This is a genomic window from Erysipelothrix aquatica (assembly GCF_009828825.1).
Classification (GTDB): domain Bacteria; phylum Bacillota_I; class Bacilli_A; order Erysipelotrichales; family Erysipelotrichaceae; genus Erysipelothrix; species Erysipelothrix aquatica_A.
Window position 1 is genome coordinate 338,571 of sequence record NZ_WTTA01000003.1, and the last position, 24,391, is coordinate 362,961.

Genomic DNA, 24,391 nt, shown 5'->3' on the forward strand with positions numbered 1-24,391 from the left:
TACTACAAATTATCTAATGTGACGCGTGTGTTTCACGTTTTCGTCTTAAACCAGCTATAATACTCATTCCAAGACCCATTACAGCCAATGCATAACCGATACGGTTATCTGAAACACCTGTACCTGGTAGTGTTTCTTCTTTATCGACTGGTTCTGTAGGACCTGTAGGTTCTGTAGGACCTGTTGGTTCTGTAGGTTCTGTAGGTTCTGTTGGTTCTGTTGGTTCTGTTGGTTTTAACGGATCATCCAAGATTGTCAAGACAACAGTTGTCTCAGCAAGTGAGCTACGGAGTGTATCGTAGTAGCTCAAGTTCACGGTGTAAGTTCCTGGTACGTAATTTACAGGTTCATCGAGAACTGTTGCAATCACCATTGGATCTACCACGATTTCGTCATTTTTTGTGACGATTGGATTGATGGATTCAAGAAGTTTTTCATTAAAGGTTTGATCAGCAATTAGTTGATTTACATCACTTAAGTACATTTCTACATCACGACCGACAATCGTATATACAGGTGTTTTCTCATAAATCACCGACAGCGATTGTGTTTCAAAAACGTTTGATTGGTTTGCCGCAACGCCAAAGCTGAAGAATGCGATACGGTCAGCAAGTGCTTCATCACCTGTAAGGTTTGGCGCATTGATATGTGCATCCACTTTAAATTGTAGTGATGCTTCATGAATTGACCCGCCATCTTTTTTCATACTGATTTTGAATGATTTGATGGCTTCAAAATCATTGACTTCAGATTCTGATAACCATGGTTGATCATCCACCTGTGTTGGATACGTCTTCGGCATTAATTCTGGATCTGTGTTGATATCGAGTACACCTTCAATCAACGGCTCTTGTGATGTCGAATAAGAAACATCAAACAATGACTCATACCCTTCTGGTAAACGAATCGGTCCCGTCAAGTAAACGTCAAAGACTGAATTTCGACGTTCATCATTTGTCACAAATGTATCATTAACGCGTGGCAAGACCCCAATCAACTCTAAACTTGAGAATGGTGTATCTTTTTCATTAAAGACTGTTAGATCAAAGCGCTGCATGGTATTTGGATGCATCGTTACTGAAAGATTATCATTGGCGGTTGCTGTTGCTACAAAGTCATAAGCATTACGGTAGGTAAATGTATTTTTCGTTGAATAGACATATTCATCGAAATCACCATCACCATCGAAATCATGGCTATCCGTTGTACGAATTGTGAACGAACCATCTGTATTCGAAACATCCGATACGGAGAACGCTTCATTTAAGTAACCGAACATTTGAACATTGATCGTATTGGGAGCATTTTCACTGATACGAACCGGAATCCTTACAATTGCGCGGCGATTAATCTCTAAACGCTCAACATTTAAATCAATTTTCAACAATGTTCGGTTTGAGTTTTGATAGTTCGCATCTGCGACAGTAACCGTTGCATTGGGAATCGTATCCAAGTCAAGGATTTCAACCCCATGATCGACTAACGCATATGTTGTGAATGGTCCGGTCATCGTTTGTGTAGATGCTGCATCATTGTTGATTTCAAGGCGAATAAAATTATCCCCTTGATTAACGAGGTTGGATTGTTTCTCATTAAACGTAATATTAGACTTAATAAAACGGGTAATTCCTTCTGGTGCAGTTACAACTTGCGCCGTTTTTGGTGCTAAGCGTGATTCATATTGACTGTTAATATCCCTATAATACTTGTCTTTCAGATCTGCAGGTACATATTTTGATTGCTGATCTGTACGGTATGAGTTTGTTAGGTCTTCTTTTTGTGGGTACCAGCCTGAGTATGCAATTCCAGCATTCGATTGGACTGGTCCAACATAACCTTCATCAATGGTTGTGAAAACCGTTAAGTTCATGTTTGTCAATCCTGTTGGAATCTTGAATATTGTCTCTTTCACAAAATCGACACTATCTGCAAAGATATTATTTTCGCCATCATGGAAATGGAACCACATCTCGGATACTTTTTTATCTGGGTCAATTCCCATTTCATCGGCATAGTAGTAACGTTCTTGTTTTAGTTCTGCAATCGAACGTTGCCATTCCGTCTCGCCAGCGTAACGGAAGCTTAAGGAAAAGAAGACATCTTCTTCAGCTGGAATTCCCGCAGGGAAAGCACTTGATGGACGTTGGTAGAATGTCCCCGTATAAATTTGTGTCACGTTCAATGCTTGATCTGGCATAAAGAATGCATCATAACTATTGAGTCCGTGAATTGGACTGGTCGCATCCAATGAGCTTAAGTATAGACGCCAGCCTAAGATCGCACCATCTGTCACACTTGGATCATCATTATTAATCCATCCAACACCACCAAAACCATCAGCAGGGCCACTAAATACAGATGTTAATGGGCCACCACCAAAGAGGGCATCTGGGACATACTCAAAGTTCGGTGAAATCATGACGCTTGCTTTCGTTTGGAAATTTTTCGAACTACCATCGATAAACTTAACGTCCGATGCTGCAATGGTATCAACGGTACTAAATAAAGTTAGATTCCCAGATACTTTGGTAATAATGTTAAAGTTCACATTGAAGTAATACTCTGCATCTTCATTCGTCGTAGCATCGAATTCCCATGTGATTGTTTTACCATTAATTGTGGGTGTTTTACCACTTGAATCACGAACGTAATCAACGCCCTCAGGTAAAGTATAACTAAAACGAATCATGTCTGTTGTATCTGGAGCAACAGTACCTGTTTCGAATTTATTGATTGAAAATCCCACATCAAAAATTGCTTCGTCTAAATAGCGAATGCTTGAACGGTCTACAGGAATATCGTTTACCATAATTCCACGCAGCTTATTACTAATCGAAGCATTTTGATTTGCAACTAATTCAATGGATGCGTCGCTGCTTATTTCCGCAATAGTATCGCCGCTAATTGTTGCTTGAACCAATAACTGTTGGCCATTTAAGGCACTTCCGTTTTCTGTTTCAAGTTTAAGCATCAGGGTTGTATCAAAACCACCCGAAAGATTTGTAAGGCGATAACGCAACTGATTCGTATTAGCGTCAAAACTTGGTACGACGCCGCGTAATGCAAGGGTTTCTAAGCTCTGATTAAACTGAACCGCTGTACCATCTACCACGTTTGGCAGTTGGATCATAAGATCAAGGTTCGGGATAACCTCATTAGCACCGTCAACACCAACTACAATGCGATACGTTGCTGTTTTACCAACTTCTAACGTCTGACTATCTGCAAGCACTTGAACACGTGCTTGATGCGACACAGGCTTCACAGTGTCATTATTTTGTTGTGTCTCGTCCAGAACTTCAGCTTTTGAAGCATCTATTTTTTGCTCAGGGACCTCCACAATATCCTCAAATTCAGGATCATTCAGTATTTCTGTTTGCTCTTGTTGTGTCTTCGTTACCGATGTTACGGGTTGGGTTGTTCCTCTATCATCAGCATAAACACGAAGTGATCCGGCAGCGACTCCCATAACAAGAAGTGCTGTCAGCGTATTTTTCACTACTTTCCTCATATCTATGTCCTCTCTTCCACTGGTCATGTGGGTATAAGTTTAGACTATCAAGTTAATCTTCATATTTTGTTCATGATGTTCCAAAATGAAGATTTTATGACCCATATGACATTTTATTAAACAATGTGATTTTCCAAACAATTTTCCGTCATACAAGCCTTTAAGACAAAAAAATCCCTTCTAATTTAGAAGAGATTTTTCAGATTTTAGCGTTGAGCTTCCCACTCTCGGCGTAAGAGTCCATAAACTTCAACGTCTTGGTATTTTCCATCACGGAAGAGCATTTCACGTTTCGTTCCTTCGTGTTGGAATCCCATTTTCTGATACAACTTTTGAGCACGCTCGTTGAATGAAAAGACATGAAGATAGAGGCGGTTTAAGTTTAAACCATTAAATCCCCATTCGAGTTGTTGTTTCATCAACTGTGGGCCAAGTCCTTGACCCCAATAGTTTTTATCACCAATCACAATAGCAAGCTCGGCATGACGGTTTCTTTGATCAAGATTCATGAATGCTACTGTTCCAATTGGTTTTTCATCTGCCAGAACAGTGTAAGTCATACCATTAACAAGGATTTGACTCCACTCTTCGACTTCTTCAAATGACATTGGACGTAAGAATCCACTTTGGTCATATTGCGCGACCTCTGGATCATTGCGCCATGTATAATAAAACGGTATATCTTCTTGTGTAAATTTTTTATATGTAATGTTCATGTTATCGTACGATTCCTATATATGGTGCGACTGCAATAATTATGGCAGCGACGAATAATAATGTTCCTAGTATTTTCAATGTAAACTTCAAATATTTATCATATGGGATATTAACAAGTTCCAGGGTTCCCATCAAGGTTGCTCCAGGATAGACACCGGACATAAAGTTAACCCCTGCAACAAAGGCAGAAATCAGAATAATTTGACCACCTTCAGCACCGATGACATTTGATGTAAAGAGTGCAGCTGCAACAGCTCCCAAGATGGGCATTGAGATTCCCGCAACACCACTTGTGGATTGCAAGAAGATTCCAATTAAGACGTATGCAGCAATTGCAAAGATTCCAAATACCCATAATGGGACACTTGAAAGTGCGTTGGATATCCAGTAGATAAAGGTAATCGACATCCCCTCTGTTGAGCTACCCATGATGATTGCAATGCCTCGGGCAATCGCAAGAACCACAACAACTCCAAAGAGATCTTTCATTCCTTCAATAAATTTGTTGATAAATTCCATTTCACCCAAACCATTGATTAATTTGAGTAAGAATGCCCCCATTAAGAAGAGGAAGGCGAATTCATCAAATCCCCAGGTTCCTAAGGGTGTAATGTTTCCAGCTCCTAAAATATTGCCTAGAACTGGTACTTTCGCAAGCATCGTAAATGGTGCGTTAATCGTATCCGAGACACCTTGCCCTAAAAGATCGGCCCAAGGGAAATATCCCAAAATAACAATAATTACAACCATGATCAAGACGAATGCCGACCACTTTCGACGTGTCGTAAATTCAGGTAATGTTTCTTTCGCATCAACAAGTGTATTGACGTTTTCCAAGTCCGCTGTTATTGACTTACTTGGATCATTTTTTACTTTAGATGCATATCCAATTACCATGATTGTTCCCACAACATACAATGCTGCAAAGATAATTGATCGTAAGACAATTCCCGATCCAATTGACAGATCTGGGTTTCCGATTGCCGCTACCGCAGCACCGGTGGAAAATGGGTTAACCAAACTTGCCATATTCCCAATGGATGCCCCAATAAAGAGAACTGCCAATCCTGTCATAACGTCATAGCCTGCCAGGACGAACATTGGAATAATGACGACTGCGAAGGCAGTAATTTCTTCCCAAAATCCAAAAGATGTACCCAGAACCGCAAACACAAACATCATGATTGCAATCAATACATTTCCCTTAAATTTTGATAATAAGCTACCAATTCCAGCTTCAAGTGCGCCGACATGATTCAAGACAGCTAAGAACCCTCCTGCTGATAGAATTCCAATCGCGACATCACTTGCGGATTGGAATCCTTTAATTGGTGCCATTAAGACATCCCACAGTCCAAAAGGTTGCATTCCTTGTCCTTGAAGAATTTCACCTTGTGGTCCTCGAATGGCATCAAAGATAATGTCTCCTGATTGCTTATCGAATACTGATTGTGGAATAAAATAACTTAATGCTGCCGTGATTACCAATGCAATAAAAACAATTGTATAGGAACTCGGCATTGAAAATTTCTTTTTCTTCTCCATCAATATTTCTCCCGTTCAGTGTTATTTGATAACGATGTTTAGGAATGCTTGTGCATAGACATGCATTGCTATTTTCATATCCTCAATACTAATACGTTCATTGACTTGGTGTTCTGTTTTTAACCCTGTTGGTAGTAACGCACCATACGCAACGACATTATCCATCGCGCGGGCATACGTTGCACCACCACTTGTAATTGGTTGTGATACCGTATCACCGGTCACATCTTGGTATGCTTTCATCAGTGATTGAATGTAATCTGATTCTTTCTCAACATAGATTGATTTCAAGTAGTCGTACAATTCAACGACAATTTCATACTTGTGTGCATCTTTCGTTAAGAGTTCTTTAACATTTTCCACTGGATAAGTTACTGGGAAACGAATGTCAATTCCAATTTGTTGAACGTTTTCGCGGAAACTTACTTTCCCAACATTTAACATGAGTTTTCCAGAAACTTCATCTTCGACTTCCCCAAAGACGAGGGTTCCATTGGGATTGGACATTTTTTCTACAATGAAGCGAATCATGTCATTTGTTTTACCTGCTTTGTGCAGTCCTTCAGCTAAATAGACAATTGCATTTTTACCTTTGTCTGCATCCTTAGCGTGAATTGCCATACCTTCAACCGTTAAATCATTGCCATCAACTGTATAGGTATATCCTAATTCATCCAATGCGGCCGCAACATCGGCATCGTAGTCGGTTGTTGCTTGTGACGGTACAGCATTAAGGGCTCCACCACCTTCGAGTCGAACATCAGACATTTGATGCGAATACAACATAAATTCAATTAAGCCTTTTTCTGCATAGATAAGTGGGAATCCCGAATCTGGTGTGAATCCTTTAGTTGGGAGTTCCTCTTTCTCAACATATGCGTTCATACAACGCCATAGTGATTCTTCATCCGTTCCAAAAATAAAACGAACACGTTGGTTGAGTTCTTTTCCTTCATTTAATAAAGTCTTAAGCGCATACATCGCTGCAAGTGTTGGTCCTTTATCATCAGACGAACCACGTCCAACTAAGAAGCCATCTTTTTCAACTAACTCAAATGGATTCGAATCCCAAGCTTTGACATCACCAGCTGGCACAACATCCATGTGTCCAAGAACACCAAACATTTCCGGACCGTCACCAATTTCAGCATAGCCATAGTATCCATTGGGATCTATGAATGTTCTAAATCCGAGTTCTTCAGCAATTTTTAATACTTCTTCTAATGCACGTTGGATATTTGCGCCAAACGGTGCATCGCCGCCCTCTTCTAGGACACTCGGGATTGAAACCAGACGCCCTAAATCTCTTTGATAGTCTGCAAAGATGTCGTCAATTTTTTTTCTTAAATCCATAATACCTCCTATATGCTTAGACTTTTGCTAAGTTATGTTTATATTGTATCAAACTTAGACCCGTAACAACACCGAAGACATCCGTTTCTTGTGAAAATACCTCCTAACTATTTTATTCATACGAAAATTAATTTATAATTTCCAAAAAGAATGGGAGGATATATATGAACGTCGAATTATTTCAACAATGGGTCGATACTTACTATAAGAAACGTGGGTGGTCGGATTTAGATATTTTTATTCGCGTTACTTTTTTGTTTGAGGAAGCTGGAGAAGTTGCCCGTTCAGTTCGAGCCATTGAACTAGGACGTGAAGACCACGATATTGTGGATACCGATCTCAAAGAAGAATTAGCGTCCGAAATTGGCGATGTGCTCGGAAACTTAATGGTCATTGCGAACCATTATGATTTGTCCTTCGAAGATATTTTTAAGATGCATGTGGATAAACTCGATGCACGGTATGAAGCCTACATCAAAAAACAAACATTACCCATAGACGAAAAAAAATAGGTTCTCAGACCTATTTTTTATTGGTGACGAAATGCACAATCATTTTCGTGGTCGTTTACCATACCAACGGCTTGCATAAATGCGTAAACAGTTGTTGGACCCACAAATTTAAATCCTAATTTTCGTAAATCTTTACTGATTTGCTTCGAGAGTTCCGTTTCTGCTGGAACGTCCGTATAATGTTGGACATCATTTTCAACAGGTGCGTTATCAACATACGCCCACAAAAAATCATTGAGACTGCCATGTTTTGCCACAATATCGTGATACGCATGTGCATTATGAATTACCGCTTGTATTTTTAGACGGTGACGAATAATTCCAGCATCTTGAAGCAGTCTTTCCACATCATCTTCCGTAAATTTAATTAGGGCCGACGGTTCAAAGTTTGCGTATGCTTGACGCATTGTATCGCGCTTGTTTAGGATGGTTGACCAACTTAATCCTGCTTGTTGCCCCTCAAGATTCAACATTTCAAAGAGGTAGCGATCATCATGATTTGGCTTTCCCCATTCTGTGTCGTGATATTCCATTTCATTTGTCGAATGTGTCGACCATGTGCAGCGTTTCATAATGCCTCCTGGGTTGTTCCCTTTTCTTAAACCTAATTATATGATAAAGTCTAAGAATAGTCGAATCATAGTATCACTATGTCCAGGGCTTCTTAGAAAGGACAAATATCATGCGAAAACTACTCACCTTAGCATTGTTTGTAATCGTGCTGACGGGATGTGTTAGTGTGAACTTCCCTGCTGATGATTCGAAACCTCAAGAACCAAAACCGCAGCAAGAGACTCCCATTAACCCATCTTCAAACGATGCGAATGTAAATGGACCTCAAACCGATGCCATCTCGGCACAAGATGCCTATATTCTCGATACATTTGCACAATATGGTTACACTGCGCCTGAGCGTTCTCAATGGATTGTAGAACAACAGGGACCGCAAAAAGTTGCGGTCATTATTAAAGAGAATATTGGTCAAGGAAAACCGAACATTTCCAAACTTGTATTCCTTTGGGATAATCAAATGGAGACTGGAGAATTACTTCATGTCGTGGTCTCAAACACCGTTAAGTTTGGTACTGACCAATAGATGGTTTAAGGGCAGCCACTTTGATACTGCCTTTTTATTTTTGGAACATCAATCACGCACTTGGGGCACACACTAAGGATAAATGTCAGAAAGGGCGTATAGTGGATGTTCTTGTGCAATCACAAGCATACATAGGAAAGATATGAGGATATTTATGAAACGCGTTTTAGTATTATTAATCGTGAGTGCTTTGCTTTATGGATGTAGCGCAAAAGAAGCGGTACCCAATGATACAGCACCCACTCAAGAGAAGGAAACACCAAAGGAAATCAAACAAGAACCAGAAAAGGTAGAAATCAAAGAACCAGAAGTCGTAGTTGAAGAACCCATTGAAGAGCCTCAAGAAACACCCGTCGAAACCACCAGTGGTCTCACTCAAGATGAGTTTGTAATTCAAACGTTTGCTGATTATGGATTTACCGCTCCTGACCGCAGTCAGTGGCAATTCGAAAATCAAGGCCCAAACAAAGTGGCCGTTATTATTAAAGAACCCGTACAACGGGGTCGCCCAAACATTTCCAAGCTGATTTTCTTATGGAATGGTTCAGCGGAACAAGCTGAGATTCTACATCTCAGCATCAATAACCGCGTTATAATCTAAAAAAGATGAGCCCTAGGGTTCATCTTTTTTTGGGATTCAATAAACTGTTATGGTTTCGTCATAAAGTTTTCTTGAATGGATGCCTTCAATTCCAAAAAAGCAGCCGTTTGTAAAAAGTCAGAGTGCTTCTTTTTAAGCGATGCAATCTCAAGCGTCTCCTGAATGCGTCCAGGGGCTCCATTCAAAATCAAAATGCGATCAGAGAGTTTAATTGCTTCTTCAACATCATGGGTAATAAACAATGTCGTAATTTTAAACCTATCACTCAAATCCTGATACCATTCATGGATTTGATATTTTGTCATTGGATCTAAGGCACTAAACGGTTCATCCAGTAACATAATTGGTTTGTTCATCATATAAGTACGTAGAAATGCAACCCTTTGGCGCATCCCACCTGATAATTGACGTGGGTACTTGTTTTCTGTTTGGGCAAGTCCAAAGGTGTCCAAGTATGGCATAACCTTCGCGTGTCGAGCGGCTTTATCCATCCCTTGAATCGTCAAAGGAAGGGCTGCATTTTCCATCACAGTTTTATGATTTAACAATAAATCTTTTTGGAGCATATATGCAAGCGATCCGGGTTTATCAACAATAGACTCACCTTCAAGGAGCACATCTCCTGTGTCCGGGTTGCTTAAGCCAGCTACAATTTGAAAGAGTGTTGATTTTCCAACACCACTTTGCCCCAAAATAGCAACCGTCTCTTCTGGATACACTTCAAAGTTTACATCGGCAATGACTGTATGCGTTCCAAACGACTTACCAAGATTACGAATTTCTAAAAGTGGTTTCATGAAGCAAGGAATTCATTCGTAAAGCCAAATCCAGCAGGAATCGGTTGCTCAATCAATTGCTTCTCACCGAGCCAATTGTAGAAAGCATTCCAACGGTTTGCATCAAATTTTCCCCACTGCGCTTCGCCACGCATATACTCACCCGCAAGATATTTTTGGCTTTCAACGATTAACGCCTCATTACTTTTTAATTCCGGGACATGTTTCATCAGAATTTGAGCAGCTTCTTCAGGATTAGCAACAGCGTCCTGATATCCCTTACCCAATGCTGCTAAAAATGCTTTCGCTTGCTCTGGATTATCTTTCAGATAATCGTTATTTGCGATGACTACAGGGCTATAGAAATCCAATTCTTTCGCATAATCGGCGAATCCAAAGTAGTTTATCTCTTGGTTCGCAACTTCTAAAGCAATCCCATCCCAACCACGATAAATCCAAATTGTATCGACATTGCTTTGGAGCGCACTGACAGCATCCGTCACGGTATTTGGGATTAATGAGACGCTATCAAATGAACCACCATCTTGTTCAATTACATATTTTAAGATTGCTTGTTCAACGGGAATATCCCATGTCGCATAGGAATGATTCGCCATTTTAGATGGACGGTCAATGCCTTTCTCTTTCAACGAGACAATTCCAGACGTGTTATGTTGAATCATCGCTGCAACTGCAGTTACTGGTAAAGGTTCTGGGCGTGCCCAAACCGGAGCCAAGGTATCTTGGAACCCGACACCGAATTCTGCACCCTTAGCTGCAACCAATCCAACAGCACCATCCTCAGGCGGTTGAACTATTTCCAACGCAATTCCTGCTTGTTCAAAGTATCCTTTTTCAAGCGCTACGTATAGGCCTGTGTGGTTGGTATTGGGCGTCCAATCCAGTACAAAGCGCACTTTCTGAGTATCATTGGAAGTACTACACCCTGCTAAGACTAGCAACGCTAATAAACTCACTACAATTCGTTTCATAATATCTCCTTTATTCCACATCTTTCCACGGCATCGCTTTCCGTTCCAAAATATTGACCAACCCCATTAAAAGTAGGCTTAATAGTGAAATGAGCACAATTACTGCAAACATTTTGTCAAATGCATAGGCTTTTCGAACACGTGTCATATAGACTCCCAGTCCGCTCGTTCCTCCGAGCCATTCCGCAATAACAGCCCCAACAACTGCATACGAAACCGCAATTTTTAGACTGGCAAAAAATGGCGATATACTTTCCGGAATCCGAACGTGCTGGTACTGTTGTAGCGGATTCGCCCCCATACTTCGTAAGAGTTGAATGCTGTCTCGATCGACAGCCTGTAAGCCTTGGAAACATCCGATAGCCATTGGAAAAAATGATGTTAAAACGATGAGTACAATTTTCGGTAAGATTCCATATCCTAACCATAAGACAAGCAGTGGTACAACGGCGACAGTTGGGACTGTCTGCGTGAGAATCATCAACGGATAAACCATGCGATAAACGCGATCGTAACGATCCATCAGTAACGCTAACGTGATCCCCAACCCAACACCCCCTAAAAGCCCAAGAAAGGCTTCTAGCAGGGTTGTTTGAGCATGCATCCATAACAATGCACGGTCTTCATACAATGCCATAATAACCGAAGCGGGACCTGGAAGCATGAACTGGGGCACAATACCACTCCATACTATGAGTTGCCACAGTACTATGACAAGACCAACCGACATAAACGCATAACGCTTATTGTTGGTGTTTCGTAATTTTTTCATCAATTGTGAGCATCTCACCTTGAGGTGCGTACACGATTTTTACGTATGCTGAAACTTTATCAGCCCCGGCACGATGTGCAATAATCTGTGATTGTTTCACGATTTCCATTAACGTATCATAATCGCCTTCAACCGCTGTTTCAAATGCTCCAACGGTGTAATGAAGACCAGTTCCTTTAATGTAATCAATAACTTCGTCAACGATACGAACTACTTCTTGGTTCCCATCTACATGGGGTAATACTTGTATTGCGATACTTGCATTCATAGCAAATCCTCCATCTTTCATAAAAAAAACCTCTTTTCATTTCCGAAAAGAGGCATATGTATATACGTTAATAAACGAGCTACGATATACATCCTTCCGCCAGTATTATCTGGATCAAGTGCTAAACAGGACTTCCTGTTTAAGGGTTTAAAACGTGCGTTTAGTCTCAGCCGCCATAGCGGGCACCCCTTGTATTTATGGATTCAATTGTACGCCTTCATTATACGTTTTATATTCCTAACGTCAATGATTATAATGCATCCTTGGTAAATCTTTGTAGGTTTATATTGTGATTCTCCTGCACAAGTTGCTTGAAGAAGACATCATAGACCGCATCAGAATATGCGCGATATGCTTCATCATAGAGTGCTTCATTGAGATGTAATCCTTGTGTAATGTCATTTAAAACATACGCTTTGTTATTCTTGAGAAGGTCCGCGAATTCATCATAATATGTTTCATAATAGTAGATACTTTCAGCAGGAAAAGCATCATACAAATCATCATTCAAGCCTTCTTGAAGATAGGAATTCGCCATGATTCGTTTATATTGGCGTTCTGTAAGATCTAACAAAAACGCGCCTTCACATGCATCATAGTCGATATCTTTATCAAAACATGAGTTTGTCTCTAAGCGGCTCAGTGTATCAAAGTCAAGATGGGCTTGGAGTGATTGATCGCGTACCCCTTCTTGAATTGCCTCAACCAATGCATCAGAAAACTGACTTTCATAATGTACAAATTCACTGGTTGGTGGTGTAATTTCTCGCTCAGGGTACCGTGTATCTTGACGCGTGCCGAAGATATTGAAAATACCTAACATTTGAAATATCAATAAGAATACCGTCACCCACCCAATGAACTGTACAATCATCTGAATAACAGACCATACGTGTTTCGCATTCGACTGGTTCTTACGTTTTGATTTCCCCTGATCACGCCACCCGATACGACTTGCTTCACGGAATCGGACATAGGATTCGAAGTGGTCCATCGTCATTTTTAACTCAGATTCATTTTCGTTATTGTAATGTGCTATTTTTCGCAAATGTGGCAAAATGATTTCAAACATGACGCCACTTGGAATCAAGCGAACATCCACGCGTTGAAGTGACGTATTGAGGATTTCGACATCTTCAAAACGCTCATATACTTCCAAACGGTCGAGTGCATCAAACCATTTTTGCCAGGCAATGCGCTCTTTAACGTCCATCAAGGATAACTCTTGCATGAGATCGTCAAATCGCGTATCGGATGTTCCTTCTGCATAAACAAGCGCCTCTTCATATGCCTGTGTTAATGCATCTGATTCGCCATATTCCGCGACTTTTGAAGCATATGCCTCAAAGATTTGTTCGATATCTGTTGTTGCATCGATTCCTAGAATTTCCCACATAAGCCATACCACCTTTATATAATTATACCAAATCTTTAGCCACATTGTTAATAGGAAGAACCTGTAGCACCGGACAGCAGCCCGAAACCAGGAAGCGTACGTTTATTCGTGTTGATAGTTTGTACTAAAAAGACACATTTTATTGTGTCTTTCTCATTTATTGGTGATGCATTTTCTTATTGATTTTTCGCAAAAAGATGACAGTTTGTACTAGAATGATGATTGTCACTATTTTGATTGTAAATACAATAATTGGATCAATATTTCGTATAAATTCAAGAAGTGAATGATACATCATAAGCGCTACATTCATTTCAAATTCCGCTCTTTCTATCTTAATTCTATTCTATCTTTTTTTCCTCATAAGATGACTTGTGTTGATTATGTTGTTGCTTGGGTTGTTTTCATTGTCCTTGCTTCATCACTTCGCAAATACAATTTGAAAAAAACCGATTTAAGTCGGTTTTTTATGAGAAATATATGTAGATCACAAGCGGCAAGATCAATGCAAAGGCCATCCCAACTGACATAATTGGCGCGCTTTCTTTTGCTCGATCAGCAATGCTTCCAACGGTTTCAAAATCGTTATGGAATAAAGGCACTGATGTAAACAGGGTTACAAGAAGTGCCAAACCAATCGCAATTCCAGCATAGCGACTAAACGCAAACCATCCCAAACCATTTTCGATGCCATAGAGGCCTTCAACAAATATTAAGTAACAACCGTATACACTAAGTTTCTTTTTCAATTGCTTGATCCTCCTTCACTGATTGCTTATCGACTTTACTCGCTTACCGGCTCAAAACCATCTTCGGTCATAACAATGACCGTATCAAATACATTCTCGATTAAGGCACGGTCATGGGTTACACAAAGTATAGCACCTTGAAATCCTTGAAGCATACTATAAATTTCATGAACTGAAAGGGGACTTAAGTTTCGTGTTGGTTCATCCAGAATAATAAATTGCGGCTTTTGAAGTACGAGCTTAAGCAATGACACTTTGGCTTTTTGTCCTCCAGAAAGCAGTCGCATCGGCGTATTCATTTCTGTTTCGGTGAACTTTAAACTTCCCAAACGATTAGTGATGAGCCCTCGTTCCTCACGCGACCCTTCTCGTACACAATTATCAATCGGCGACTTTTCAAAGTCTAGATTCAGACGATAATCTTGGTGCATCATTGCATCGTGATTTTCGAAAACCTGCTTCAACAAACTCGATTTTCCGATTCCATTTCGACCAATAATCGCGATTTTATCTGGTGTATAAATATCCAAATAGAAATTATAACCAAGTGTCTTGCCAGCAACTTCAAGTGCGTCGACGTTAATTTCAGCAATCTTCTTACGATGCACTTTTTCTTGATTGTCAAAGCGTATGGAAATTGCAGATTCGGTATCGATTTTCGTTTCGTGTGTTTCACGATCAAAGCGACGTTCCATAGATTTAATGGTCTTCATTTTCTTCTTAAGCAAGCGACCCTTTGCAGGATCTTGACGGGTTTGTGTTCGCTGGCGATGCTCTACCGTTTGATATAATTTTAACCATCGATCGTACCGTTTGGCACGTGCTGCTTGATCCCGTTCGACTTGATGATTGTGCGTTGCGATTTCCAGATTGCGTGTTTCCACATAATCATCGTAAGTACCCTCAAAGACCGTTATGTGTGATCGTGTTTTTCGGTGCGTCTGTTCAAAATGAACGATTCGATTTGCTGTGTTTTTTAGGAGCTTGACATCATGAGAAATATACAGAATTGGCTTACTTTGACTTAAAATCCATGATTCAAGCCACATTAGTGTCTCAATATCCAAATCGTTGGTTGGCTCATCAAGTAAAAAGACATCAACATCTTGCACAAGAATTTTCATAAGTTGAATCCGAACACGTTCTCCACCACTAAGGCTTTGCAACGGTCTATCAAAATCATCATCCGTAAAATGTGGTAATAAATCCTGATGTACTGAGCCAAAGGATTCATAACGCTCCCATTGATCTTCAATAATGTAGTCTCTACTTGATCGTAACAGATCCTCGGCAGCAATATCTTGGGATACATAACCAAAAAGAACTTTCGATGATACACTCCGGGTTACTTCCAAAGTATCTAAAGACGGATGATTCAGTAAGGCTTTTAGAAATAAACTTTTTCCATTTCCTTCTTCTCCGATAATTGCAATTTTTTCGTTCTCATGAACGGACATAGAAAAAGGCGCTACGAGTTGGCGCCCTTGTGGTGACTTCACACCAATATTAAAATTTAGCATGGCAAACTCCTCCTATTTTGATTATTTATGCTGTATAGGATGAGTTGTACATTGCCACACCGCCTTTCGTTCGTTATTGCCATCTTACGAAATTAATTCTAAGATGTCAAATTTTTTAATCACTTATTTTTAACTTTGTGCTAACACTTCATCAAAGGTTAGTCCTGAGTTCTTAACTTTTGTGGCCATATCTTTTCCGACATAACGTAAGTGCCATGCCTCAGGCATGTAGCCTGTAATGTGCTCTTTTCCTTCAGGATATCGCACGATAAATCCAAACTTATGGGCATTGTTATTAACCCATGTTGACTGCTCAGTTTGGGCAAAATCAAACATGTAACCACCTGGTGTTACAACATCGATAACAAGACCTGTTTGGTGTTCGGACGTCCCTGGACGAGCAGACATTCGATCGGCTTCAGCCTGCCCATGTTGCGCCACATAATTGGTATACAATTCATTTTGAAAGTCGTAATCACGGTATGATGATGTCGTATACATCCACATTCCCGTTTCACTTTTCATGGTGTCTACCATCGCAATAAAGGCATCGACTGTAGCAGGTGTTGCCTCATATCCGGTGCTGACCGCATATGCTTCTGGAATATCTTTAAGTGGTGGTACATAATCTGCCGGCAATGCTCGTTGCTTGGTCACCAAAACGAGTTCAGAACCTGCATTGGTTACACTTGCAAGTTCTGACTGTGGTTTCTCATTTGATGCTTCTTTTGGTTTTTCTTCATTGGTTTCAGGTTCCGGTTTTACAGCAACATCTTCTGTTGTATCACGTTCTTCTGAATCCCCAACGACAACAGTAATGTTGATTGTTTGCGATTTCCCCTCAGCACTCGTTTCAAAAGTTACAGGATATTCACCTTCCACATCCCAATCGACTGTATCAAGATTTGACGTTACTGTTGCTGCAACTTTATCATACTCTTTGATATAATCTGCACTTGCAACTAAGGAACCCGCTGTAGCATTCACGCGCTCTTGATCTTTCAATACTTGATCGTTATGACGTACAGTTAGCGCAACATCACGGTTTTCAACAATCGCAATCTCAAAACGATGCACACGATTCTCTTTTTTAGATGAAATGACAACGGCTAGATTCTTATCTTTTGCTTTTTCTGGTTTATTAATAGTGTATTGGCTATTTTCAGTGACTTTTCCATTCACTTCAACAACACCAGACTCAATATTCTGTTGTTTTGCGATGGCACCCAAATCAATAATTGTTCCCACCTCAACCGTCATTTTGTCCTGCATTGACTCAACAGGTGTTTTAATTTTTGTGAGTGAGTAGATTGCGTATAGCGCAAAAATAGCGACAATCCCTATTTGAATATAACTTTTACGTTTCATACTGGCTCCTATGACAAGTCTTCACCTTGTCCATCAAATGTGAAATCAAACTCTGAAAATTGTTGTGCTAATTGCGGATAACGCTCAAATAACACGATTAAATACTCAATCAAATTATCATGCGACAGTAGCGATAAGAGGTGACCAACTTCAACCATCAATTCTGGGGTCAAAGTACCTTCTTGCATATCCAAGTCGGAAGCATAATCATCAAAGGTTTCGAGTGCTTCAACACTAAAATTGTGGATATTTCCGTTTTTAATCGATGACGCAATAGTTGCAGCCATGTGTTTACAGTTGTTGCCTTTTTTTGCATGTTCGCATGAGCAATACATTGAATCCACTGCATTCCCTGTAATTTCAATCCGAACGATATACAAATCACTGCCTTGCACACGAGCTCGTATCACTTCTTTTGTATCTTCAATAATTTGAACTTTTGATTCTTCTAATAGCGTTTCACCGCGGTTATAAATATAGTCTCTAAAATAAAATCCTACTTCCATGTGTACTCCTAATTCTAATTATGTTTAATATCTTTACATTCCTACTTGTATATTATACACTAATTTTCTTTTTGATTCTTGCTTCCTCTTTTTCCAGCATTTTCGTCGACTTCCACAACTAGTTGATACCATAAAAAAACTTATCCATTGGCATTTGGATAAGTTTCTTTAATACTAGATTGCGAGGATTATTAATGATTATGACACTTTAATTGTTCTTTTCTCTACATTGATACAAATGATTTTCATCTGTTATTTTGCTTTATAATGGTGGCGTTTACCAAAGATTACGAGTACAAATCCTGCAACCAAAATGCTATAACCGAGATAATTTTCTTGAACACCAGTTGCTGGTAGGGTTGTTGGTGATTCATTGTTATCTTTGTCTGGATTTGTTTCAGGTTTTGGTTCGGGTTCTGGTTCTGGTTCTGGTTTTACTTCTGGATTCGTATCAGCTTTCACAATATTTAAGCTTACACTAAACGGAACACTTTCCCCTGTTCTATCCGAAGTCAGTGTTACTGAAATCTGAACAGTTCCCAGTTTGCTTGCATCAAAGACTTCATCAAAGTTTGTAGCAACCTGGTAGGTGTCATTTGCTTGAATTTGCAGTAAGTCTAAAAATTCTTGTTTCGTTAGCGTCGTATCTTTTTCGATCTCTAGCGCAAGGTTTTGTAGCGTTGCATCAAAGACAAATGTTTCCGCCATTTTTCCATTCGTTTGAACATATGCTTTGTCTACAACACTCACAACGTATGTATCATATGGGGCATCAGAAACGTCAAATACATAATCTTGTTTTCCAGCGAAATTCACTTTCCCAATAATTGTACCTGTCTGCATGATGTCATCAACACTTTGACCTTCGTCACCACCGTAAACAACATACATACGTGCGTTGGTATTGTTCGTTTCAGTCCATAAAAGGGTAGTATCTTTTAATTCTATACCGTCTAATGGCACGACGTTACCATGTGATAACTGAGGATGACTTGGCGATAGTGACACTTTCGCAAATGAGTCATTACGTAGGATTTCTAAACTCTCATTCTTAATAGCGTGTGCCCCACGTTTCGCTGGATCAACAGTATCCAGATCGGATGGCATTATGTCTGAGTATCCATACAACGCACTCCCTGCAACATTGGATAGTGTTTGATTGAATTTCATTTGATTGTTGATTTCTTCAGGATTCTTCCAGTCGCTATCCCATGAGTTATTAACATGTTTGTAGTTGGCATGTCCAATATATAGTTTTGTTTGAGTTCCTTCTACAACTTGGTCCCACCAACGTGCAAGTTCGCCGTATGGGGCTGCTCCAGCACCAAATGCCCAGTAAATTTGTGGTGCTACATAATCCAGTTTGCCATCTTTAACCCACTGGTAAGTATCCGCAAAAATTGTTTGGGAGTATGACTTGGATGAGCCTTGAGGAGTATTTGAACCTCGATCATCAATTGATTTGTGTTCCCAAATTCCAAATGGACTGATTCCAAATTGAACTGATGATTCCGTTTTGTTATTGTGTGTTCCAATAACGTCGTTCACTTTGTCGATGAGTTTGGTAACATTATCACGACGCCATGATTCAATTCCTTCTGGAGAGTCCTTATAGTCTTTTCCATATTTTTCGAATGTTGCTCGATCTTCGTTTTTACTTCCGAAAATTTCACTATTTGGAATATCAACGCCATTTTCATCTTTGAGTACTGCCCCTTTATATGGGTAGAAGTAATCATCAAAGTGAATCGCATCAACATCATAGTTTGTTACAACTTCGTGAATGGTATCGCCAACATGATTAATAACATCCGGTTCACCTGGGTTTAAGAATAGCTTTCCTTGAAACTCAAGAACGTATTCTGGGTTTTTAACTGGGAAGTTTGTATCGGCGAGGATACCGGCTTTGTTAAGTGCTGCAACACGCTCACCTGTACTCATAGCCGTTACATCTTCTTTGCTATAACCAACTGCAGATAGTTTTGCTAGCACACCTGCTGACATAATATCTGAATTCGTTACACGATAAGGGTTAAACCAAGCATGATATTCCATACCACGTTCATGCGTTGCATCGACCATGTATGCAAGAGGGTCAAAATCTACATCTTGACCTTGTTTACCACTCAAGAATTCTGATGTTGGATTTATCTCAGATGGATAAAATGCGTCCAACAACGGTCTCACTTGGAAAATCATTGCATTCATGTTCCATGATTCAAAATCGTCAAGACGCGATTCGTACATTTCTTGGAATGCCGTCTCGTCACTTATTTGTGGGAAGTGTAGGTTGAAAATGGTACCAATCCACGATGATTTAAATTGCGTTTGTTCTTGATTGTATGCAACAGGAATTTCGATTTGTTCCGTACTGCCATTGTAATACATGACAGGATCCGTTTTGTCATACCCCATTGTTTCATCTGCAAGTTTTTTGTACTTGTACAGAGGTTCAGAGGTTGATGCTCCAACTTGATATGTTGATAATCCTAAAAAAAGTGCTAAAAATAAAACCAAAGTTTTTTTCATATTTTCCTCCTATAGCGCTTACATTTATTATACACATTAGAAATATTATTTCATTAGATTCAGGAAAATATTGGAAATAATTTTTAACAATGGTCATTTTAGCTACTGTTTAGGGATTGTTGAAACAAAAAAATAGTGCCGCAGCACTATTTTCTTACCACACTGGAATTGAAGCACCTTTACTGTCTTCAATCACAAGTTGTTTCACGGCATCTGTTTGATACAATTCAACAATACGTTTGAACGTTGGATTATCTTTATCTTCACTACGAGCCGCAATTAAGTTTACATAAGGATTCTCTTGCGAGATACTTACATCTTCTAAAACGATTGCTTTTTCTGTCGGATTAAGCCCTGCATCAACCGCAATTCCAGAGTTCACGGCTGCAAATGCAACATCTGGTAACGATGCTGGAATTTGCGCAGCTGCCAATTCGACAATCTCCAAGTTTAATGGATTTTCTATAATATCTTTTAAGGTTGGGAATTTCGCATCGTTCAATTTGATAAACCCATTGGCTTGTAAGAGTTGTAAAGCACGACCACCGTTTGTGACATCATTTGGAATTGCGACTTTATCATTTTCTTTAACCTCTTTTAAATCGGTAATTTTGTTTGAGTAAAGTCCGAGCGGTGCAATTGATGTCTTCGCAATCGAGACTAAGTCATACTTATTCGTTTCAACTTCATTCTCCAAATAGACTTGATGTTGAAACGCATTTAAATCAATTTCGCCATTGTTTAAGGCAGCATTGGGTTGCGTATAATCACTAAAAGCAACAATTTCAATTTTGATACCTTCTTTGGCAGCTTCTTCAGCAACATGTTTCCAAACTACCGAATCACTCCCAATCATTCCTACTTTAACGACCTTTTCATCACCTGTAGTTGGTGCTGTTTTTGATCCACATCCTACTAAAATCAATAATCCTACGATGAGGATCGTCATAATTTTTTTCATTTATTTTCTCCTTAATGTGTTGTTTTCTTAATAATAATAGTTCCTAATCCTTGCACAACACTGATCATAATTAAAATTACAAGGACTGAAACATTGGTAATATCATGCATGTAACGGGCATGACCATAACGTGTTACAAAATCTCCAAGACCGCCCCCACCGACGATACCTGCCATTGCAGTAAGACCAATCAGGCTTACAATTGTGATGGTGGTGGCACGGACGAGTGCTGGAATACTTTCTTTCAAATAAACACGGAAGATAATCCCTAGCGGAGAGACTCCCATTGCAGTTGCTGCTTCAATCAAACCAGAATCGATATCAGATAGCGCCATATCAACTTGTCGCATTAGGAAGGGAACACACCCAATTACAAGTGGTACAATTGCGCCATCAATCCCAATACTTGTTCCTGCAATAGTTCGTGTTAGTGGTGCGATAAAAGTAATCAAAATGACAAATGGAATCGACCTTAACAAGTTGGTGGATTTGTCCAAAGCTTGATAAATCAATTTATTTTCGAGAATACCATCCTCACGGGTAACAACCAAAATCACACCTAAAGTAATTCCGATGACAAAGGCAATCACCCCACTACGAACAACCATTTCAATCGTCTGCCAAACCGCTTTTATGAACTCATCTTGATAGTTCATTAGATTCGGTAAATAGGTTTCAAGCACGCTTGTCATTTTCAAATACCTCTACTTTCACCCCAGTCGCCTTTAAGAATTCAAGCGCTTCAATTTGACGTTCACCAGTCAAGATAACCACGAGAATCCCTAACACTTCGTCATGAACAATTTCGACATTCGCAAAAACAATACTTGCTTTAACATTGAAACGTAAACTTACTTCTGAAATGATTGCTTCTTGGGTAATATTCCCCCGGAAATCAAGTCTTACTAATTGTTGAGCTTCATCGAGCTCAAGAACTTCTGGTTTCTCGTTAATCAATGCTTGCAGTGAGGTAAGATTTGTAGTCGTGTCTACAAAATCTTTGGTGATGGATGCTTGTGGGTTTGCAAATATTTCGGTCACTGCATCCAACTCTTTAATATGGCCATTTTCCATCACAGCAACACGGTCGCAAACCGTTTTTACAACAGCCATTTCATGCGTAATAATTACAATTGTGATTCCCAATCGTTCATTAACTTCCTTCAATAATCTCAATATTGTCTGGGTGGTCTGCGGATCAAGAGCACTCGTGGCCTCGTCACATAACAAAATGTCTGGATCGTTCGCTAAAGCACGTGCAATCGCAACACGTTGTTTTTGGCCACCTGACAATTGTGATGGATAAACATCGCGTTTGTCTGCAATTCCAACCAGCTCGAGGAGTGACTCAACTTTATCTTTAATTTCATGTTTTGTCTTGCCTTTATAGCGTAACGGAAATGCAATATTTTCATAAACAGTTCGGGAATTTAGTAGGTTAAAGCCTTGAAATATCATTCCAATTTTACGACGCTCATTTCGAAGTTCGCGCGGATTTAACGACTTCACATCAATGCCATTTACGATAATTTTACCCGATTCTGGGCGCTCCAGTAAATTAATACAGCGAACAAGCGTGCTCTTTCCTGCACCGCTAAATCCGATAACGCCGAATATTTCTCCCGGTTTAACCTTGAAACTAACGTCTTGAAGCGCATGGACATTCAGTTGCTTTGTTTGAAATGTTTTGGATACATTCTGAAATTCAATCATTCTTATTCTCCTTGCAATACCACATTTTCTCGATGTTCTTTTTTAATTGCTTCTAGTAGTTCAGGATTTGTCAGTAATTCCAATGCTGTATGGGCAAGAACTTTTGCCCCTAAGGCAATAGAATCGAGTCCAAGTTCACTCTTCGATGCTTCTCTAAATTCAATACTGTGCCCAGCCATTGGCGTATTGTTGATATTAATATAGGGTTGAATCGTTGGAACAACCTGACTCACATTTCCTACGTCTGAGGATCCTTGACCTCCAGTGACTTTGCGTGGTGTGAAAACTTCACCATACGTTGCAAGCTTTGCTTCATAAATTGCATCGAAGGACGGGGTAAGGATGATGTTATCAACACTGTTTTGGAAGAGTCCAAATTTATGTGTACATCCTGTGGCTAGCGCTGCACCTTTTACAATATTCTCAAATTTTTGATAAACATCATTAAGAGTTGTACGGCTTTTGGCACGCAGGTAGAAGCGCGCTGATGCATATTCAGGTACTACATTCGGTGCATCACCACCATGCGTTACAATTCCATGAATTCGAACATCATCCGTCAAGTGTTCACGTAATGCATTAACACTGTTGAACACTTGAATGACCGCGTCTAGAGCGTTTATTCCATGTTGGGGATTACCAGACGCATGACTTGCTCGTCCGAAGAATTCAACATCGACTGGATCATTTGCAAGTCCTGATGTTGTTCCTCCATGCAAGTGTCCTGGATGAACACATAATGCAGCGTCTACATCTTCGAAGAACCCTTCACGAACAAAGCTTCCTTTTGCAGATCCATTCTCACCACCTTCTTCTCCCGGTGTTCCATAGATTCGAATTTCACCACCGACTTCATCAACAATTTGTTTTAAAGCAGCACCCGCTAAGGATGAGGTTGCACCAAAGAGGTTGTGCCCACATGCATGCCCGATTCCGACAAGCGCATCGTACTCAGCTAGAAATACAATTACAGGTCCTTGTTTCTTTGAAACATATCGTGCATCAAAACCTGTACGGTGTCCTGCCACATCGACCTTGACATCAAAACCTTCTGCTTTAAGTTGGTTTGCGAGGGTCTCACTTGCAAAAAACTCATAATTACTTACTTCTGGTTTCGCATGAATATCCAAGGCAATTTTTTTGTATATTTCGTGTTGTTGGTTTACATATTCATCAATTTTGTGTGTCATATTCTTTCTCCCTTTTGCTTTGTAAGCATATAAAAAGCGCCCATCCCTAAGGATGAGCGCTGCTCATGTTACCACCTTAATTCGTTTATGTCTCACGATCATAAACCTCTTCAAGAACTATCATTCTCTAGCGCTTTAACGGGCGCTCCCGATGTGCCTAAACCACTTTTCGTGTTTCAGCATCATTGCTCCAAGGCCATTTTCGCTTCGTTTCCGTTCGTCTACTCTCACCATACGTAGATTCTCTGTAAGAACTTTCATGAAGTTACTTTCCTTTTCATCGCTTTTCACTATTATTACCAATAATGTTTCAATT

General features: G+C 39.9%; 22 protein-coding genes, 1 riboswitch and 1 other annotated feature. Of the genes, 3 read left to right on the forward strand and 19 right to left on the reverse strand.

Annotation, left to right across the window (positions count from 1 at the left end; genetic code table 11):
* Positions 1 to 13: 13 nt before the first annotated feature.
* The 4 genes from GVV22_RS10980 to GVV22_RS07605 all read right to left on the reverse strand — a co-directional run bounded on the left by GVV22_RS10980 (position 14) and on the right by GVV22_RS07605 (position 7,126).
* Positions 14 to 3,511, reverse strand: a complete 3,498-nt coding sequence (locus tag GVV22_RS10980) for a hypothetical protein (RefSeq protein ID WP_201290696.1) — start codon at positions 3,509 to 3,511, stop codon at positions 14 to 16.
* A 206-nt stretch (positions 3,512 to 3,717) separates the two neighbouring features.
* Positions 3,718 to 4,227, reverse strand: coding sequence for a GNAT family N-acetyltransferase (locus GVV22_RS07595; protein WP_159649526.1), 510 nt, complete (start codon positions 4,225 to 4,227; stop codon positions 3,718 to 3,720).
* Position 4,228: 1 nt separating this feature from the next.
* Positions 4,229 to 5,773: a YfcC family protein gene (locus tag GVV22_RS07600; RefSeq protein WP_236261938.1), complete on the reverse strand. Its 1,545-nt coding sequence runs from the start codon at positions 5,771 to 5,773 to the stop codon at positions 4,229 to 4,231.
* Between the two features lie 21 nt (positions 5,774 to 5,794).
* Positions 5,795 to 7,126, reverse strand: a complete 1,332-nt coding sequence (locus GVV22_RS07605) for a Sapep family Mn(2+)-dependent dipeptidase (protein ID WP_159649528.1) — start codon at positions 7,124 to 7,126, stop codon at positions 5,795 to 5,797.
* A gap of 164 nt (positions 7,127 to 7,290) precedes the next feature.
* On the opposite strand from GVV22_RS07605, the gene GVV22_RS07610 reads away from it, so the two are divergent.
* Entirely contained in the window at positions 7,291 to 7,638 is a 348-nt protein-coding gene (locus tag GVV22_RS07610; RefSeq protein ID WP_159649529.1) for a MazG nucleotide pyrophosphohydrolase domain-containing protein, read from the forward strand.
* A 17-nt stretch (positions 7,639 to 7,655) separates the two neighbouring features.
* On the opposite strand, the gene GVV22_RS07615 is transcribed toward GVV22_RS07610, so the two are convergent.
* Positions 7,656 to 8,210, reverse strand: a complete 555-nt coding sequence (locus GVV22_RS07615) for a DNA-3-methyladenine glycosylase I (RefSeq protein WP_159649530.1) — start codon at positions 8,208 to 8,210, stop codon at positions 7,656 to 7,658.
* A 110-nt stretch (positions 8,211 to 8,320) separates the two neighbouring features.
* Between GVV22_RS07615 and GVV22_RS07620 the strand changes: the two genes are divergently transcribed.
* Positions 8,321 to 8,734 carry a hypothetical protein gene (locus tag GVV22_RS07620; RefSeq protein ID WP_159649531.1) on the forward strand — a complete coding sequence of 138 codons (414 nt, stop codon included), beginning with the start codon at positions 8,321 to 8,323 and terminating at the stop codon, positions 8,732 to 8,734.
* Positions 8,735 to 8,888: 154 nt separating this feature from the next.
* Positions 8,889 to 9,335 carry a hypothetical protein gene (locus GVV22_RS07625; protein ID WP_159649532.1) on the forward strand — a complete coding sequence of 149 codons (447 nt, stop codon included), beginning with the start codon at positions 8,889 to 8,891 and terminating at the stop codon, positions 9,333 to 9,335.
* A gap of 47 nt (positions 9,336 to 9,382) precedes the next feature.
* Here the strand turns inward: GVV22_RS07625 and GVV22_RS07630 are convergent, their stop codons facing one another.
* The 14 genes from GVV22_RS07630 to GVV22_RS07695 all read right to left on the reverse strand — a co-directional run bounded on the left by GVV22_RS07630 (position 9,383) and on the right by GVV22_RS07695 (position 24,075).
* Positions 9,383 to 10,132 carry an ABC transporter ATP-binding protein gene (locus GVV22_RS07630; protein WP_159649533.1) on the reverse strand — a complete coding sequence of 250 codons (750 nt, stop codon included), beginning with the start codon at positions 10,130 to 10,132 and terminating at the stop codon, positions 9,383 to 9,385.
* Positions 10,129 to 11,103: an ABC transporter substrate-binding protein gene (locus GVV22_RS07635; protein WP_159649534.1), complete on the reverse strand. Its 975-nt coding sequence runs from the start codon at positions 11,101 to 11,103 to the stop codon at positions 10,129 to 10,131. Before GVV22_RS07635 ends, GVV22_RS07630 begins: the two co-directional genes overlap by 4 nt.
* A 10-nt stretch (positions 11,104 to 11,113) precedes the next feature.
* Positions 11,114 to 11,875, reverse strand: a complete 762-nt coding sequence (locus tag GVV22_RS07640) for an ABC transporter permease (RefSeq protein WP_201290697.1) — start codon at positions 11,873 to 11,875, stop codon at positions 11,114 to 11,116.
* The gene (locus GVV22_RS07645) at positions 11,847 to 12,164 is read right to left on the reverse strand and encodes a thiamine-binding protein (protein WP_236261755.1); all 318 of its coding nucleotides are present in this window, start codon (positions 12,162 to 12,164) and stop codon (positions 11,847 to 11,849) included. Before GVV22_RS07645 ends, GVV22_RS07640 begins: the two co-directional genes overlap by 29 nt.
* 53 nt (positions 12,165 to 12,217) lie before the next feature.
* Positions 12,218 to 12,343: riboswitch (TPP riboswitch) on the reverse strand.
* A 50-nt stretch (positions 12,344 to 12,393) separates the two neighbouring features.
* Entirely contained in the window at positions 12,394 to 13,539 is a 1,146-nt protein-coding gene (locus GVV22_RS07650) for a hypothetical protein (protein WP_159649536.1), read from the reverse strand.
* 467 nt (positions 13,540 to 14,006) lie between these two features.
* Positions 14,007 to 14,288: a hypothetical protein gene (locus GVV22_RS07655; RefSeq protein ID WP_159649537.1), complete on the reverse strand. Its 282-nt coding sequence runs from the start codon at positions 14,286 to 14,288 to the stop codon at positions 14,007 to 14,009.
* Between the two features lie 35 nt (positions 14,289 to 14,323).
* Complete coding sequence (locus tag GVV22_RS07660; protein WP_159649538.1) at positions 14,324 to 15,808, reverse strand: ATP-binding cassette domain-containing protein; 1,485 nt, start codon at positions 15,806 to 15,808, stop codon at positions 14,324 to 14,326.
* Between the two features lie 129 nt (positions 15,809 to 15,937).
* Positions 15,938 to 17,176: a M15 family metallopeptidase gene (locus GVV22_RS07665; protein WP_159649539.1), complete on the reverse strand. Its 1,239-nt coding sequence runs from the start codon at positions 17,174 to 17,176 to the stop codon at positions 15,938 to 15,940.
* Positions 17,177 to 17,184: 8 nt separating this feature from the next.
* Positions 17,185 to 17,682 carry an SWIM zinc finger family protein gene (locus GVV22_RS07670; protein ID WP_159639297.1) on the reverse strand — a complete coding sequence of 166 codons (498 nt, stop codon included), beginning with the start codon at positions 17,680 to 17,682 and terminating at the stop codon, positions 17,185 to 17,187.
* Positions 17,683 to 17,934: 252 nt separating this feature from the next.
* A complete protein-coding gene (locus GVV22_RS07675) occupies positions 17,935 to 20,211 on the reverse strand; it encodes a glycoside hydrolase family 10 protein (RefSeq protein WP_159649540.1) in 2,277 nt (758 codons plus the stop codon).
* A gap of 154 nt (positions 20,212 to 20,365) precedes the next feature.
* Positions 20,366 to 21,172 (reverse strand): MetQ/NlpA family ABC transporter substrate-binding protein, encoded by an 807-nt coding sequence (locus GVV22_RS07680; protein WP_159649541.1) that lies wholly within the window; start codon positions 21,170 to 21,172, stop codon positions 20,366 to 20,368.
* An 11-nt stretch (positions 21,173 to 21,183) separates the two neighbouring features.
* Positions 21,184 to 21,864 (reverse strand): methionine ABC transporter permease, encoded by a 681-nt coding sequence (locus GVV22_RS07685; protein WP_201290698.1) that lies wholly within the window; start codon positions 21,862 to 21,864, stop codon positions 21,184 to 21,186.
* Positions 21,848 to 22,885 (reverse strand): methionine ABC transporter ATP-binding protein, encoded by a 1,038-nt coding sequence (locus GVV22_RS07690; RefSeq protein WP_159649542.1) that lies wholly within the window; start codon positions 22,883 to 22,885, stop codon positions 21,848 to 21,850. The genes GVV22_RS07685 and GVV22_RS07690 overlap by 17 nt, the downstream gene beginning before the upstream one ends.
* 2 nt (positions 22,886 to 22,887) lie before the next feature.
* A complete protein-coding gene (locus GVV22_RS07695; protein WP_159649543.1) occupies positions 22,888 to 24,075 on the reverse strand; it encodes a M20 family metallopeptidase in 1,188 nt (395 codons plus the stop codon).
* Between the two features lie 45 nt (positions 24,076 to 24,120).
* Positions 24,121 to 24,365, reverse strand: a binding site (T-box leader).
* Between the last annotated feature and the right edge of the window lie 26 nt (positions 24,366 to 24,391).

Coding starts and splice junctions, on each gene's coding strand:
- GVV22_RS07615 (WP_159649530.1), bottom strand. CDS start 8,210: ATGAAACGCTGCACATGGTCGACACATTCGACAAATGAAATGGAATAT.
- GVV22_RS07675 (WP_159649540.1), bottom strand. CDS start 20,211: ATGAAAAAAACTTTGGTTTTATTTTTAGCACTTTTTTTAGGATTATCA.
- GVV22_RS07660 (WP_159649538.1), bottom strand. CDS start 15,808: ATGCTAAATTTTAATATTGGTGTGAAGTCACCACAAGGGCGCCAACTC.
- GVV22_RS07690 (WP_159649542.1), bottom strand. CDS start 22,885: ATGATTGAATTTCAGAATGTATCCAAAACATTTCAAACAAAGCAACTG.
- GVV22_RS07600 (WP_236261938.1), bottom strand. CDS start 5,773: ATGGAGAAGAAAAAGAAATTTTCAATGCCGAGTTCCTATACAATTGTT.
- GVV22_RS07695 (WP_159649543.1), bottom strand. CDS start 24,075: ATGACACACAAAATTGATGAATATGTAAACCAACAACACGAAATATAC.
- GVV22_RS10980 (WP_201290696.1), bottom strand. CDS start 3,511: ATGAGGAAAGTAGTGAAAAATACGCTGACAGCACTTCTTGTTATGGGA.
- GVV22_RS07680 (WP_159649541.1), bottom strand. CDS start 21,172: ATGAAAAAAATTATGACGATCCTCATCGTAGGATTATTGATTTTAGTA.
- GVV22_RS07635 (WP_159649534.1), bottom strand. CDS start 11,103: ATGAAACGAATTGTAGTGAGTTTATTAGCGTTGCTAGTCTTAGCAGGG.
- GVV22_RS07605 (WP_159649528.1), bottom strand. CDS start 7,126: ATGGATTTAAGAAAAAAAATTGACGACATCTTTGCAGACTATCAAAGA.
- GVV22_RS07610 (WP_159649529.1), top strand. CDS start 7,291: ATGAACGTCGAATTATTTCAACAATGGGTCGATACTTACTATAAGAAA.
- GVV22_RS07640 (WP_201290697.1), bottom strand. CDS start 11,875: ATGAAAAAATTACGAAACACCAACAATAAGCGTTATGCGTTTATGTCG.
- GVV22_RS07670 (WP_159639297.1), bottom strand. CDS start 17,682: ATGGAAGTAGGATTTTATTTTAGAGACTATATTTATAACCGCGGTGAA.
- GVV22_RS07685 (WP_201290698.1), bottom strand. CDS start 21,864: ATGACAAGCGTGCTTGAAACCTATTTACCGAATCTAATGAACTATCAA.
- GVV22_RS07645 (WP_236261755.1), bottom strand. CDS start 12,164: ATGAAAGATGGAGGATTTGCTATGAATGCAAGTATCGCAATACAAGTA.
- GVV22_RS07665 (WP_159649539.1), bottom strand. CDS start 17,176: ATGAAACGTAAAAGTTATATTCAAATAGGGATTGTCGCTATTTTTGCG.
- GVV22_RS07620 (WP_159649531.1), top strand. CDS start 8,321: ATGCGAAAACTACTCACCTTAGCATTGTTTGTAATCGTGCTGACGGGA.
- GVV22_RS07630 (WP_159649533.1), bottom strand. CDS start 10,132: ATGAAACCACTTTTAGAAATTCGTAATCTTGGTAAGTCGTTTGGAACG.
- GVV22_RS07595 (WP_159649526.1), bottom strand. CDS start 4,227: ATGAACATTACATATAAAAAATTTACACAAGAAGATATACCGTTTTAT.
- GVV22_RS07650 (WP_159649536.1), bottom strand. CDS start 13,539: ATGTGGGAAATTCTAGGAATCGATGCAACAACAGATATCGAACAAATC.
- GVV22_RS07625 (WP_159649532.1), top strand. CDS start 8,889: ATGAAACGCGTTTTAGTATTATTAATCGTGAGTGCTTTGCTTTATGGA.